A 14,668-nucleotide genomic window follows, 5' to 3' on the forward strand; every position below is an offset into this window, starting at 1 on the left:
TAACTAAAAAAATAAATCGACACTAAAAGATATTTAAGTTGAAATTTAAATAAAAAATGAAGCCAAACTTCTTATTATGCTTGACTTTACGTAGAAAAACCCTCGAGATTCATGTCCGAATTTCGAGGGTCACTACAAACCATCAAAATGATTGATTTGATTCTTTCAACTTAATCTAATGGACCAACGCCACGATCTTGATTTTCGTCATCTTTATTCACTTCGTCGTCGAGCTTTTTACCAACAAATAAAGCGAATAAACTAATCAGCAATGCACTCATGCCTAACTTAGTAGTCTTTTTCATCTGGATCACCTACTTGATTCTTTGTCTCAATAATTCTGGGCGTTGAGCAAGTTCTGCATAGAATTGATTACCATTGACGCAGATACCTTCAAATTCACGACCAGTATGGAAAGAGCCAGTATCCAACACACGACCCTTTCTATTTAATTTAAACAAATAATCATTGAAAGCTAAATAAATTTGCTTTCTCTTTTTATCGTAAGCCATACCTTGAACTGGTGAGTTATTAAAAAGATGTGTGACTTAGTTTCTGGTGCGAAGCTCTTGCCCCAGTGACCTGAAGTCTTGAAGTGTTTAAACCAACTAGTAGCACTTCCTGCACCAGGTCGTGGCGTCTTGTCTGCCTTGACAATACCTTCGTTATCATCTGATCTTACTTCAACAGTAACATGAGCCTTGGCCTTACCGTAAGAATAAGTTACTGGATATAAACCTGCTTCATTAGTAGTGATCTTATCTTCTGAAACATTCACCTTACATGGTTTAATTACAGTACCTGACTTATCTGTAGCAAAGTTGATGGCATCCCTAGTTGGAAAATCATAATTTGGATTCTTTACCAAGCTGATGTCATGAGCAACTGAGATCTTATTTCTCAAAAAAGCGCGTTGATTTACCCAGCCAGCTCTGTGACCATCGATCCAACATGCAGGTCCTCTACGTGTAAGTCTTTGGCAAATCCCGAAATTACCATTACCAATCATCTTTGTTTGGAAAGGACTCAATTCCTTAGCTGCAACTGATTATGGTTTAATAACAAACAATGTTAGAAGATACGCTAAAATAAAAGAAATGCTCCATTTCTTTTCCATATCTATTTTCTACTCCCCTACTTTTAACTTGATAGCACGACTAACATTGTAATTCTTTATACTGATTTATGCTAAGCTTGTAAGCGGTAGCATTTTAATTTTTGTTAATATATTAATTTATATAAGATGCAAATAATAACACTATTAAGTTTTTAAAATATAAAAAAGACGCTACTTTCGTAGCGCCCTTTCATTTTATTAATAAATTCTAGTTTTCAACGATCAAATTCTTAAGATCATCTGGTAAGTTAAGTGGAGCAAACTTAGCACTAACAATCTTCAATGCTGATTGCTTTACGTATCTCTTCTTGCCAATGTAAACGTATCTAGTCTTACCGTTCTTAACAATCATTGATGACTTGTACTTCTTGCCATACTTAATAGTCTTCTTGCTTGCAGCGAAGGTAATCTTCTTTGACTTCTTACTCTTCTTGTAAGCGTAGTAGATCTTAGCACCCTTCTTTGACTTAGGGGTTACAGTAATGTATTGCAAGCTTCTTGCTTGTTCAACAAAGGCTGATTCAGTTGGAACATTGCCTGAAGTAGTTACATCAGTTGATGGAATGAAGACAAAGCTGTCTTTACCATTGATTGTTCTATTTTCAATGTAGTACAAAGTGACGGTCTTGTCGCCTTGCTTAGCTTCAGTTGACCATAAAACATTAATGGTTTGACCCTTAGTATAATTTGAATCAATTTGGTCTGGATTGGTTTGATCCTTAGCTACGACAACAAGCTTTGGATTATCACTATTTACAGTAGCTGAAACAGTTCTACGTTTTACATTAACAGTACCAGTCTTAGTATTTGAAGATTGAGTGGTGCCTGCGGCATGAACTGGTTGACCCATTGCCATGCCAGTACCAGCAAGACCTGCTGAAAGCATCACAGCAGCTGCTAATGAAGTAAATAATTTTTTAGTTTTCATTTATAAAATCTCCTAAAAACAAAACTCTTATAATTTGATTATAACATTATTTAGGAAATTGCATTAATTACTTCCCCGCAAAGAGCTGGCCGATTGTTCCCATATCTTCTGGGGCAATCGTAAAGTCAGTTTGCGGATTTTCAACGATATCATCTGCTTGAACAATTGGCACAATTCTCTTTTGGGCAAAGTAACGCAAAACTAATTCCATCGTGCTTGTACCATAATGGCCGGCGATTTCGGCCAATGCATCAATATCGCCTGCAACCGAAAGTTCCACTTGCATCTTGTTTTCTCTAGCTAATTTGATTAAAGATCCATCTTCGTAATCCAAATGAATTACGCTGGGCTTAATCTTAGGTGCTTTCAAAATAGCAGCCAAGGTATCACCATTAGCATTGGTTACACCAATATTCTTGAGCCAACCTTGGATTTTAACTTGTTCTAATTCTTGCCAAAGTTGATTATTACGTTCGGCGTCATCACTTAAGCGAAGCATAGCCAAATCGGCATGTTTAGCAACTAGATTATTTCTGATTTCTTTCAAATTATTACGTATCTCTTCACGCGTATTAACTTTTTCAGAAACCTGAATTTCCACGTAAGTTTGTGGACTCAGATTTTTAAAATCGATTTTTTCATCCGCAGTGCAATTAAGCAAACGATAGCCTGCCTTCATTGCCCTTGCGACATCTCCATCACTGGTAACAGTGACGCCAACTTTTGGCATCAAGCTACCATCATTCAAAACAACTGCTTCATCTAATAATGACATTAAATCATTTCTCTCCTTAAGCTAATTCAACATAAATTTTGATAGCTTCTTTGACAGTTTGATAAACAGTTGAGACATGCAAAGTATGAGCTAAAAACTTCTCCTTCTCATCCTTTGACATTTCTGAGTCAAAGAAGACTTTTATGTTCATTTCAGTTACGACGGATTTGCCGTGACCTAGATTTTCAGTTTTAGCATTATTTTCTACACGAAAATTTTTCACGTCTAAACCATGTGACTTAGCGACCATTCCTGCGGACATTACGATGCAGGAATTTACGCTACCACATAGATATTCGACCGGGTTAGGGCCCTTATCATGTTCCTTATCGTTGTCATCACAGATAAATTCATGCTCACGGGCCTGGTTAGCAATTTGCCATTCTGTGTCTTCAAGCTTGGACTTTACTAAATATTCACTCATAATGTTGATCCTTTCTTCGTAAATTAATGGTGGTCAATTGCTTCGTTTAAACGTTTGCGCCAGATAAAGTAAACTAGCAGCATGAATGGAATCAATACTAGTTCTACTGGATAAAACCATTCAATTGGCAACACGCTATCAACTACTCCGCTTAGCATTGGGCCAAAGGCCATCGCAATATCAAGTCCTAAATAAAAGGTAGAACTAGCTAAACCTTGTTCCTCAATCGGAGCAAGTAAAAGTGAGGTTGATTGTAAAACTGAATAAATAATGCCATAGCCCATTGCCATTCCGACTGCGGCTAAAGCCATTTGCCAATTATTGTTCATCATGGCTAATAAGCTGATATATGCGATAGTTGAGATTAAGCTAATCCAGAACCAAACACCGAAGCGAACAGTATCAAAATAGCGTTTCAACCCAATTCTGATGATCAGTAGTACTACCGCATAGATCAAGAAATATGATCCTACGGCAACAGACAAATGCTTTTGTTCAACATAGGTAACGAGATCTGCCTGCGTTACAAAATATGGTGTCGCAAACAAGGTAGTCAAAATCGCTACCGGTAAAACATTCATCTGAATAATCTTGAAATGCTTTTTAGGCATCTTGCTTTTATCTTTAACAATTGGCTTGGCATGATCACCCACGAATTGGATAGCTATTACCATTAATAATGCGGAAATAGCCGAGGCGATCAAGCTCTCACGATAACCGATTTTTTGATAAATATTAATCGATAATGCCGGTGCCAAAGCCATGGCTAAGGCATTCATCAAACCATAAAAGCCCATTGCTTCGCCCACGTGCTGCCGCGGCACCAAGAATGCCAGCCAAGTTGTCATACAAACGGTACACAAAACATAGCCGGTACCATTGATCAATCTGAATAAAAGCAGCCAAGCACTTGATGGCGTAAAGACATAGCCTAATACACCAATTAAAATCAAAACACCGCCAATAAAAGATAGACGATATTTTGAAAACTTATCTGTCAAATTGCCGGCAATAGGACGCAAAAACATTGCGGCAACGCTCATAATACCTACGATTACACCGGCAAAGGCGCTGCTTGCCCCTAAGTTCTTGGCATAGCCATTGATCAACGGATTAACGAACATCGTACTAAACATAAAGAAGAAAGATGCTGCCATCACTAATACAACATCTTTGGTATAAATAGATTTTTTCTTTGCCAAATTAATGCCCCATTTCTTTAGCTTAATTATACAGCTATTGGCAAAACCTATTTAGCAATCTTCAAAACTACGGCAAAGACGATCAGTGAACCGATCCCCAGTACCACGGCCACTCTAAATAACAGCCAGAAACGGTTGTAAATTAGCGTTTCGTTTAAAAATACGACCATTGTTTGACCAACGGAGTTTTTGGCAACCCTGTAAGCATATTGATTTCGACCTACATCTACGCTGCCTGAATCTTGATGGTCAGATAAAGCCTTTCTTGTAATGCTTTTAATTTTCGTACTGTTAACCTGATAAACATTATTATCGTTAACTACGGTCACACGGTGTGACGCATCCACTGATCCCGACAAGACCGCCCAGAGTGATTAACAAAACCAGTAGCAATGCAGCAATGGAAGTCCCGATGAACTTCCAACGGAATTTTTGAATTATCTAATCACCTACTTAACTAATTCATAACTACCACCTTTTTCGCCTTCAATTTTAACTGTGCTACCGATTGACCGCAGTTTTTGGCGTAAATATGAAACATAAACCCAGACTACTTCTGGATTGGCATCTTCGTCGTTCTTCCAAACGCGATTAAAAATATCTTCGGTTGATAATTCTTTATTTTCATTTAGCAAAAAAATAATTCATCAATTGGGTCTCAGGGCCGCTTAATTGAATGGAATTATGACTGGCCAGGTTTTGTTGTTCAACGTTAAGTGTTACATCCCCCACAGTCAATAAATTAGGAGTGTAATCATCTTCGCGCCGTTCTTTTGAACACAATCTCGCAAGGAGCTCTTTTAATGAAAATGGCTTAGTAATATAGTCATCGGCACCACTATCAAGGCCAGTTACGCGGTCGTCAACTTCGGCTTTAGCGGTAAGCATCAAAATATAAGTCTTATCGTCGCTTTCTCTGATCTTCTTCAGCGCAGTAATACCGTCCATTACTGACGAATCGTCTGCATGCTTACATCACAAGAAGCAAGCTCGTCAGCTACTCGTTTTAATTCTTTCCCGATCATCTCAGGATTCTTGATCTGATGTTTATATTTCATTTCATGTTCAAGACTTGCCCAAGTGTCCATGGCAATTGTTCTTAGCTGCACTTCAACAAAATAATGACCTGGAATATTGCCGTCGACATCTTCGTCGGGTACGGTAATTTCAAGAATCATATGATATGAACGATAACCATTAGGCTTAGCGTTAGTAATATAGTCTTTTTCGTTATAAACATTTACATCATCCCAACTCTTGATGTAGTCAATACAGGTATAAATGTCATCAATAAAGTTGCAGACAACACGCAAGCCGATACTGTCACGCACTTCACGCAAAGCCGAGTGTGCAGTAAATAGATAATGCTTTCTGGTACATTTTTCTTCCATACTAGCTTCACTTTTTACACGGCCATTTAAGTGTTCATATAAACGCTCATGATGAACTTTTTGGTAATTGTTGTTTAATTCATCAAAACGATTCATTAACTGGTTAAGTATCTTATCCAGTGTGGGGGGCGTATTTTCCGTAAATATTCAACATTAGTCCCTTCTTTCGTTTCTATTATTATAACAATGCTTTTTGACTTTTCTTTGAAGGTCATGGGATTATTAGCAAATCATAATTTTCTATAAAAATCTTTTAAAATTGCAAAAAAGACACCTACCAATGAATTTCATTGATAGATGTCTTTTATTCTTCCTTCAATTCAAAATGGCTGCCATCTTCATCGACAATCCCGACTACTTCAGCATTTTTATCTCCAACTTTTATTGTCCCCATTTCAATTTTACCGTAACCTTTGGCCTCATCAGTTACTTCAATATCATCAAAAGCATTGCGCAATAATTTGCGAGCAATCTTACTTTTAATCCGGATTTCTTTTGACTTCTTGAAAGCTGCTTCTAGGGTATAACCTGCATCAAGTTGATCTTTAATAAAAGCAATCAAATAAACTGTTGCCAAACTGTAATGCCGCACGCCAGAACCTTCATTGATTGGCTTGATATAGCCCTTTTTCTCCCAATATCTAAGTTGACGCTGCGATACGCCCAAGCTGCTACTTACGCCGCCTATACCTATTTCTAGATTTTCAAAAAGTTGATGTAATTTCTTTTTCTTTACATTTTCCATATTTATCAGCCTCACTAATTATCACAATTATATTAATTTATGTTAGATTTTTCAACTTTAGTGTCATATTTTATATCACTCGTGTAAGATTATTTGACATTGATATTTTTTAGGCTTATATTAGTTACCGAACTTAATTTTCACAAAAAGGGGGATGAACATGAATAAACAACCTGTCGATATTCATGAAAAACAATACAATCGTAACTTATTAGTACTAGTATTGATCATCGGCTCATTTTGTACGGTATTGAATGGTACGCTTTTGTCGACTGCTTTACCTTCTATTATGAGAGACTTCAAGATTAGTACTGCTACTGCAGAATGGCTTTCTACCGCTTTCTTATTAGTAAATGGGGTAATGATTCCTATTTCTGCTTGGCTAATCAATCGCTTCGGCTCTAGAAAGATGTACCTTTCAGCAATGTCAACCTTCTTCATTGGAACGGTAATTGCTGCTATTGCACCTAACTTTCAGACACTTTTAGCAGGGAGAATTATTCAAGGTCTAGGTGTTGGGGTCACCATGCCACTGCTTCAGACAATCATGCTTTCAATCTTCCCAGCTAATAAACGTGGGGCCGCCATGGGGACAGTCGGCATCGTTATTGGCCTAGCTCCAGCTATTGGGCCAACATTATCTGGTTGGGTAGTCGACAATCTTTCCTGGCGTTACCTTTTCAGCATTATTGCTCCAATTGCCGGAATTGTTGTAATCCTTGCTGCCTTTTTAGTAAAAGACGTTTTGCCAACTAAGGATGAAAAAATCGATGTCTTTTCAGTTGCCACTTCAACTATCGGATTCGGTTCTCTACTATATGGTTTTTCAGAAGCTGGTAATAAAGGTTGGACAAATCCTGAAATTTTAGCCTTTATTTTTGTCGGTATCATCTTCGTAATTCTCTTTGGTATTCGCCAATTGAAGATGGATGATCCATTTCTTGATATTAGAGTATTCAAGCACTTCGAATTCTCACTTGCTGCTATTCTTTCAGGTGTTACTAACCTAGCCATGGTTGGAATCGAAATGGTTTTACCACTTTATATTCAAAACTTACGTGGTGAATCCGCATTTCACTCTGGCTTGATCTTACTTCCAGGTGCTTTGATGATTGGGATTATGTCACCAATTACTGGTCGAATCTTTGACCGTTATGGTGCAAGAAAAATGGCCATTACTGGTATGGCACTTCTTACTTTGGGAACTATTCCATTCGTATTTTTAACTGAGAATAGTTCATTCTTAATGATTATTATTCTCTACGCAATCAGAATGGTTGGTGTTGCTCTGGTTATGATGAACGTTACTACTTCAGGGATGAACTCACTTCCATTAGATAAGATTTCTCACGGTACCGCCGTTAACAACACCTTTAGACAGGTATTATCATCAATTGGTACTGCCATCCTTGTTTCAGTATTGACTACAACTACTAACAACAATATGCCAGCCAAGTCAATGCTTAAGACGTTGCCACTTCAATATAAGAATGGTGCAATTAATGCGACACTTGATGGTTTCCATGCCTCATTTGCAATTAGTATTCTCTTTGCATTGATCGCCTTAGTTCTTTCATTCTTCTTGAAGAAAGGTAATCGTGCACGTGAACGTTCAGAGAAGGTGGACAGCTAATGATTTTAATTATCTTAATTCTGGCAGTTATTGCCTTTATCTATTTCAATGTAATTCCTAAAAAGGGTTATATGCCGCTTGCGATTATTTCACTACTCATCGCAGTATTGAGTATCGCTGGAATCGTAGCTCACGACTACAATCACTATGGTATGAAGACCCAAACTACCACTGTTAAAAAAGAATTGGTCTCTTCTACATCCCCGCAATTGCCAGTTCTTTTATACCAACCACTTGGCAACGGAACAGAAAAGATCTATTTATATAAAACAAAAAATACAGATAAGAAGCCTACCCCAATTAAAACCGATAAAACTCACGCTAGTATGAAAACTGCAGCTAAGCCTTCAATGACAATCAAGACTGAACGCTACGTTTTCAGTAATGGCTGGAATCAATTCTTGTTTGGCTGGTTTGGTCACAATAATGAGTTGAAGCATCGTGAATATACTTTCAATGTGCCAAAGAATTGGAAGGTTTTATCAATTAAGCAAGCTAAGTCTTTGCAAAAGCAAATGGCTAAACGTGCTGCGATGATGAAGAAGATGCAGCAAATGAAAAAGTAAACAAAAAGCGCAATTCCTTAATTGGAACTGCGTTTTTTCTATACTAAAATCTAAACTCTGGGCGATAGCCAACATAATGATGCAAAATGTAATCCGAATCTTCTTTCAAATCCCAATAATCGATATTATTAGAAAACATCATAACCGTTTCATTCGTCTTGTAATTGGCGATAAAGCACGAATTATAACCGGGGATGCTTCCATTGCCGGCGATCACATTATTATGGAAATATACGCCGCCAAAATAGGCCACCTCTTCATGCTGAGTCTGTTGAGAAAAAGTATTGATCATCTTAGGATTCTTTAGCACTGCCTGATTTATAAACTTCCAATAATCTTTTGGCGACATGAATAAGTTCCCTGCTCCAAAATCAGAAGACGTAGTTACTGTAACCTCATGCCAGCTAACATTATTTACAGGCTGAGGCACCTCATTTTTGGCAACCTCAGAAAAATCCTTAATTTGTCTAAGGTTAAGTGGCCCCGCAAAAGTCTGTTTAATATAGTCATTGTAGCTCAGATGCGTCTGCTTACTAATAATTGCTGCTAACAATTCATAGTCAATGTCTTGATAGTCCCAAGTGTGAAGGTGGTCGTACTTGATGTGCTTGAGCATGAAAGCAGTCTGCTCCTTTTCACCTTTTAGCGGCGAATCTGGCCGGGCATTATTGATTAAACCACTAGTGTGGTTGAGCAATTCACGGATCGTTATGCTCTTGCTACCCGGAATTTGAGGATAATACGTGGATAGCGACGTATTCCAATCAAGTTGGCCTGTTTGCTTTAATTTATAAATAGCAGTCCCAGTCATGATCTTTTGCAAAGAAGCAATTGGAAACAAGCGATTAGCTTCGACCACTTTTTCTTTATTCGAAGTTTCTTTGTTTTTCACCACAACGGGCTGGCCTTTTTTACCGCTAACCAGGGCTACACCATTGATGTGGTGCCACTTCATGTAGTCCTTAACCTGCGTGGGCAGATCCTTATCGCCGGTCTCTACCCTATCTACCGACCAAGTAAACATCGCTGTGACAACACCGATTGCCAAAACTCCACCTAGTAAAATTCTTCTCCAACGCATGATTTTTTCCCTTCCACTCAAGACTTTTTATATGTTTAGTATACATGTTACAGCAAAAAAGAGGCGTTAATTTTTACTATTCCTGCAAAAATCACCCTCGAAAAAGCCAAAGTCAATCTATAAATAAGCCAAAAATAATATTTTAAAAATCCTTAACCTATTCTAATGAAAAAATTCGATACAATATTAATTATAATTTTTCAATTTAGAAAGTGGGAAAGAAAGTGACCCAAAAAAGAACCATCACTCCTTGGGCGATTTTTATTGTTTGTTGTTTTATTTCAATGATTGGCTTTGGCCTGATTGTTAATACTATCGGTCTGTTCTTTGGGCCGATCAGCCAGGAATTTCATGTTGGCCGTGCCAGCGTAGCCTTGATGACTACCCTGCAGAACGCAGCTGCCGCTATTTCACTCCTTTTTGCAGGAAAAGTTATGAAGAAAGTAAACTTGCGCTGGTTACTAACTGCATGTTTCAGCATAATCGCCATCAGTATGTTAACGCTCGCTGCAGCTCACAGCTTAACGCATTTTTACATTGCTTGGATCATCATTGGTATTTGTCAGCCAATTGCAATTACTTTATCAATTCCCGTTCTTTTAAGTAATTGGTTTAACCAAAAACTCGGCACAGTAATGGGTATTTCTCTGGGCCTATCCGCATTCGGTGGAACCATTTTTAACCCGATTATCGCAGATATCATTACTAAATTCGGCTGGCGTGGCGGCTTTATCGCAGAAGGTCTTTTAATTGGCTTGATCTTAATGCCACTTGCTGCTTCAATTAGACCTAACCCTGATGAAAAGCACCCTGCTTACGGCACAACGACTAAGTCTGAATCAAATTCACTCTTAAACGGCATTACGCTTAAAGAAGCACTTCATCAACCAGTCTTTTATGCCTTAGCCTTTGCGATGTTAGCTTTGCAATTTGTGTCGGGAAGCGTTCAGCATATTTCAGGCCACATTACTAATTTAGGAATTTCACCAGTTTTAGCAGCTAGTGTGGTATCCGGTGTAATGATCGGTGCAGCTGTTGGTAAAATTTCCATTGGTTATTTCTTGGATAAATTAAGTCCAATTTTAGTATTGTTGGTCTACTCACTTTTTGGCATTTTAGGTTGGAGTGGCCAAATCTTCTTGACTAACAGTACCCTGCTGACTATCTCTGCTTTTATTCTTGGTTTAGGTCAAGGTGTCTGCCTAGTGGCTCTACCATACTTAATCCAAAAGCAATTTGGCGAAAAAGATTATAGTAATATTTTGTCCGTAATCAACATGCTGGGAGCATTCGCAATGTCGCTATCAGTATACTTGGTAGGTCTATTCTTCGACCAAACCCATTCTTACAACTTAGGATGGACAATTAACGTAATTGCCTATATTCTAAGTTTTATCGCAATCTTTATTACCTTAAGAAAAAAGGCATAAAGCAAAATAAAACCGGCTCTTTGTCAAGAAATCCTGTTGATGAAGAGTAAAAGATGAGGATTAAGCAATTAATAAATTGCTTGGTCCTTTTTCTTTTACCTTGTTTTCTTCCAGTCTGATTCTAGTTAAGAGATTGATAAAGTTAGAGTAGCCGTAAGCAGTTCTTTCGATTTGTTTTATCTTGCGGTTGAAGCCTTCAAGACAGCCATTGGAATAAGGCAGACTAGCACCGTTTAGAACGGCTTTTAGGTTATGCCTAAAGGTTAAAAGCGTCCTATGCATTAAAGGTCCAACCTTTTCTTTAGAGTAGATGATATCTTTCATAGCTTTAGTATCATGTTTATCAAGTGCCGTAAAGAAGGCCTGCAACAAGTTGTAGGAGTTAGTTAGAGTGTCGTCACATTCAATGCCTTCCATGACGATTTGTTCTTGAGTAAGCGAATCCTTGTAATGCCAGTTGTATCTGGGATGGATCTTTTCTAAATCATCAAACTTCTTAAGATATAGCTTCCAAGGAGATTTGAGCAGGCTGTATTCTCTGGTGCCTTTTTTAAACTTCTTCATAACAGCTACTCTTAGAGAATTTAGAGATCTGGTAAGCATCTGCACCATGTGGAAGCGATCAATAATAATCTGAGCATTAGGGAAACATGCTCTAATGATATCCTGGTAATAGAAGTTAAGATCCATGGTTACGGTCTTAACGTTGGCTCTAGCTTTAAGCGTAAACTTGCCAAAGTATTTTAATAGATTCTTCTTGAACCTGTTTCTGAGAATTTGGACTATTTCATGAGTTTCGCCATTTAAGCAGATAAAATGAAGCTTTCTGTCTACTCCCTTAAACTCATCAAAAGCAAGATGTTCAGGCAAATAGTCATAGCCGTCAATAAAGCGATGAGAGCAAGATGCCAGTACCCTTTGAACTGTATTAACTGAAGTATTGTGCTCGCGAGCAATACTAGTCATTGAACGATTCTCAGTTAAGGCACTAAGGATCTTTAGCTTTGAAGTGTTAGAGATACAGCAGTATTTATTTATCAAGCTGCTTTGAGCCATGGATCTTTTACTGCAGTCACGACATTTGATCCTTTGCTTAAACAGCCTAATTAAAGGTGTCCGTTATGAATCAGACTAACTGAGCCACAAAAAGGACAGGCTGGCTGAATGAGCTCAGCCTCATAAATTTTATATTTAGTACCATTGAGAATTTTATAAAAATAATCTTTAAAAACAATGTTGTGGGCTTCAATATCAAGAGCAAATCTAATATAATCATTTAAAGAGGACATAGTAATACCTTTGTTTATACAAATAAAATGTTTGGTGGAACGGATTTTTTATTGTAGAGAGGACTATGTCCTCCTTTTTTATGCAATAAAAAATCCTGTTAACAGCTTATCACAGAGATAAGTCATCAACAGGAAAAATTATAGAGCCGCAATTTCTATTGATTTTGCGTGCGTTTCTGCTTTAAATTATCTAAAAAAGAGAGGAAGATCCTAATGAGTAAGACTGAAACCAAATCAGAAGAAAATTTTTCGAAGCCGTTCCGCCTGAAGCCTCAAACAAGTCAATATCTAATCAAGGCGTACGTTATTGCGATAGAATGTTTGCCCTAGAAAAAGACTGGAAAAACCTATCTAACCAAAACATAAAGCAATGACTCTGCCTAATTCCAAGTTGGGAAAAGCCTTTGCTTACCCTTTGAATCATGAAACAACATTCAAGCATGTTTTATTAGATGGCCGACTGGCTTTATCCAACAATTTAGCTGAACGGGCAATCAAGACGCTAGTAATTGAGCGCAAGAACTGGTTATTCTCTCAGAGTTTTAACGGAGCCAAATCTTCTATCATTCTTAGTTTGATTGAAACTGCAAAACGCAATGATTTAGATCCAGAAAAATATCTAAAATATTTACTCTATAAATTACCCAATGAATCAACTCTGACAGACAAAGCAAGTGCAGGCAAGCTGCAGATAAATTTTGAATATAATTAACCCCATCTTAGCACAAGCCAAGGTGGGGTTTTAAGATACTTCAGTTTTTTACGCTTACAATCAAACTTTTTCAGAAATATAAATTTCTTGAACATAAAATAAAAAAACAATGCGATGTGCATTGTCTTTCAATAAGGTTATAGATTATGATCTTTTGAGGAAATAATATTGAGGAATAATTTTAAAAGTTGATTTGCTTACCGTTAACCAAAACTCGGTAAGTTAAATCTTGTAAGTTAGCAGTTAATTCTGCTTTATGATTTTGTTCTTTATTGATTCGAACAATACGGATTTCATTTTCATTAGGGGTAGAGATATCAATAGAACCATTTAAGTCAAATGCAGGTTCATTGTTTCTAAAAGTAAAGAGTTTCAACAAAGAGGCAACAACAGGTCGCTGAATTTCTTGTTCAACTTCAGCTTTGCTGTAATAATGACGATTAATATTTCTCCCCTCTTTAGTTTCTTCAAGGAGCTTAATATCATTCTTGCCAGCTAACATCCCAACATAGTAGACCTGCGGAATCCCAGGAGCAAAGACCTGCAATAATCTTGCCATGAAGTATCTTTTATCGTCATCGCCCAAAGCTGAATAAAAAGTAGTATTAATTTGATAAATATCCAAATTATGATATTCAGCACTTGAATACTTTTTCTTAACATTAGCACCAACTTTATAAAGTTCTTGGCTGGTGTAATCGATCTCTTCTGGAGAAAGAATATCACGCGCATCAACTACGCCAATACCATCATGAGTATCCAAGGTAGTGAATTGCTTCATTGGACATTTCTTTAGCCAAGCTGCCAAACGATTGGATTTACCTGAATAAAGCGAATACAGAGTAACCATTGGTAGAGCAAAGTCGTAGATAAAGTAGCCATGTTTTGAAATCTTGAACGGCATAGAATAATGCTCATGGATTTCTGGCAAAATCGTTGCTCCTTCATCAGCAATATCATCTTGTACCTGCTTAAGCAAATTCCAGATTTCTGGTTCTACAAAGAAGTCATTAGTATCTAGTTTTTTCACAGCATAAGCAAAAGCATCCAAACGAATGATATCTGCTCCGTGCTTAATTAGGCTAACCAACGTGTCCTTAATAAACTTTTGCGTAACCTTTTTGCGCACATCTAAATCGATTTGCTCAGGACCAAAAGTATTCCAAAGTTTCTCCTTGCTCCCATCCGCAAAAGTAATCTCTTGATATGGAGCACGATCTTTACGCTTATAGATTAGGTCCACATCTTCTTTAGTTGGACGACCTTTTGGCCAAAACTTATCCCAACTTAAGAACATATCTGCATATGAACTTTTGTCCTTATTCTTTTGAAAATCTTCGTAATACTTAGAATGCCTAGAAATATGATTGATCAT

The 14,668-nt window shown here is 37.4% G+C and carries 14 protein-coding genes and 4 pseudogenes; 4 read left to right on the forward strand and 14 right to left on the reverse strand.

What is annotated here, in order from left to right:
• Positions 1-170 precede the first annotated feature (170 nt).
• From WS44_RS10050 to WS44_RS06390, 11 genes and pseudogenes are all read right to left on the reverse strand, one after another.
• The gene (locus tag WS44_RS10050; RefSeq protein ID WP_013438334.1) at positions 171-305 is read right to left on the reverse strand and encodes a hypothetical protein; all 135 of its coding nucleotides are present in this window, start codon (positions 303-305) and stop codon (positions 171-173) included.
• A 9-nt stretch (positions 306-314) separates the two neighbouring features.
• On the reverse strand, positions 315-512 hold the full coding sequence (locus WS44_RS06345; RefSeq protein ID WP_046433725.1) for a hypothetical protein: 198 nt from the start codon (positions 510-512) through the stop codon (positions 315-317).
• The gene (locus WS44_RS10055; protein ID WP_288145712.1) at positions 476-1,030 is read right to left on the reverse strand and encodes a bacterial Ig-like domain-containing protein; all 555 of its coding nucleotides are present in this window, start codon (positions 1,028-1,030) and stop codon (positions 476-478) included. The genes WS44_RS06345 and WS44_RS10055 overlap by 37 nt, the downstream gene beginning before the upstream one ends.
• 295 nt (positions 1,031-1,325) lie before the next feature.
• A complete protein-coding gene (locus WS44_RS06355) occupies positions 1,326-2,045 on the reverse strand; it encodes a hypothetical protein (RefSeq protein ID WP_046433726.1) in 720 nt (239 codons plus the stop codon).
• Positions 2,046-2,112: 67 nt separating this feature from the next.
• The gene (locus WS44_RS06360; RefSeq protein ID WP_046433728.1) at positions 2,113-2,820 is read right to left on the reverse strand and encodes an aldo/keto reductase; all 708 of its coding nucleotides are present in this window, start codon (positions 2,818-2,820) and stop codon (positions 2,113-2,115) included.
• Positions 2,821-2,836: 16 nt separating this feature from the next.
• Positions 2,837-3,244 carry an OsmC family protein gene (locus tag WS44_RS06365; protein ID WP_013438340.1) on the reverse strand — a complete coding sequence of 136 codons (408 nt, stop codon included), beginning with the start codon at positions 3,242-3,244 and terminating at the stop codon, positions 2,837-2,839.
• Between the two features lie 23 nt (positions 3,245-3,267).
• Complete coding sequence (locus WS44_RS06370) at positions 3,268-4,446, reverse strand: MFS transporter (protein ID WP_046433730.1); 1,179 nt, start codon at positions 4,444-4,446, stop codon at positions 3,268-3,270.
• A gap of 47 nt (positions 4,447-4,493) precedes the next feature.
• A complete protein-coding gene (locus WS44_RS06375) occupies positions 4,494-4,793 on the reverse strand; it encodes a hypothetical protein (RefSeq protein ID WP_046433732.1) in 300 nt (99 codons plus the stop codon).
• A gap of 102 nt (positions 4,794-4,895) precedes the next feature.
• Positions 4,896-5,397 (reverse strand): annotated as a pseudogene (locus WS44_RS06380) (response regulator transcription factor); the annotation flags it as partial.
• Positions 5,394-5,988 (reverse strand): annotated as a pseudogene (locus tag WS44_RS06385) (GTP pyrophosphokinase family protein). The pseudogenes WS44_RS06380 and WS44_RS06385, both read right to left, overlap by 4 nt.
• A 153-nt stretch (positions 5,989-6,141) precedes the next feature.
• Positions 6,142-6,582 carry a MerR family transcriptional regulator gene (locus tag WS44_RS06390; protein ID WP_013438344.1) on the reverse strand — a complete coding sequence of 147 codons (441 nt, stop codon included), beginning with the start codon at positions 6,580-6,582 and terminating at the stop codon, positions 6,142-6,144.
• A gap of 160 nt (positions 6,583-6,742) precedes the next feature.
• Here WS44_RS06390 and WS44_RS06395 point away from each other — a divergent pair, with 160 nt between their 5' ends.
• On the forward strand, positions 6,743-8,215 hold the full coding sequence (locus WS44_RS06395) for an MDR family MFS transporter (protein ID WP_046433737.1): 1,473 nt from the start codon (positions 6,743-6,745) through the stop codon (positions 8,213-8,215).
• Positions 8,215-8,781 (forward strand): DUF4811 domain-containing protein, encoded by a 567-nt coding sequence (locus WS44_RS06400; protein WP_046433738.1) that lies wholly within the window; start codon positions 8,215-8,217, stop codon positions 8,779-8,781. The genes WS44_RS06395 and WS44_RS06400 overlap by 1 nt, the downstream gene beginning before the upstream one ends.
• A gap of 43 nt (positions 8,782-8,824) precedes the next feature.
• Here the strand turns inward: WS44_RS06400 and WS44_RS06405 are convergent, their stop codons facing one another.
• Positions 8,825-9,805, reverse strand: a complete 981-nt coding sequence (locus tag WS44_RS06405; RefSeq protein ID WP_231575994.1) for a serine hydrolase domain-containing protein — start codon at positions 9,803-9,805, stop codon at positions 8,825-8,827.
• A gap of 281 nt (positions 9,806-10,086) precedes the next feature.
• On the opposite strand from WS44_RS06405, the gene WS44_RS06410 reads away from it, so the two are divergent.
• The gene (locus WS44_RS06410; protein ID WP_013642249.1) at positions 10,087-11,292 is read left to right on the forward strand and encodes an MFS transporter; all 1,206 of its coding nucleotides are present in this window, start codon (positions 10,087-10,089) and stop codon (positions 11,290-11,292) included.
• Positions 11,293-11,352: 60 nt separating this feature from the next.
• Here the strand turns inward: WS44_RS06410 and WS44_RS06415 are convergent.
• Positions 11,353-12,581 (reverse strand): annotated as a pseudogene (locus WS44_RS06415) (ISL3 family transposase).
• A gap of 233 nt (positions 12,582-12,814) precedes the next feature.
• Between WS44_RS06415 and WS44_RS06420 the strand changes: the two are divergent.
• Positions 12,815-13,293: pseudogene (locus WS44_RS06420) on the forward strand (transposase); the annotation flags it as partial.
• A gap of 181 nt (positions 13,294-13,474) precedes the next feature.
• On the opposite strand, the gene gtfA reads toward WS44_RS06420, so the two are convergent.
• The coding region (gene gtfA / locus WS44_RS06425; RefSeq protein ID WP_046433741.1) for a sucrose phosphorylase at positions 13,475-14,668 on the reverse strand (1,194 nt) is incomplete at its 5' end.

It is taken from the genome of Lactobacillus sp. N54.MGS-719 (assembly GCF_000980505.1).
Classification (GTDB): Bacteria; Bacillota; Bacilli; order Lactobacillales; family Lactobacillaceae; genus Lactobacillus; species Lactobacillus amylovorus.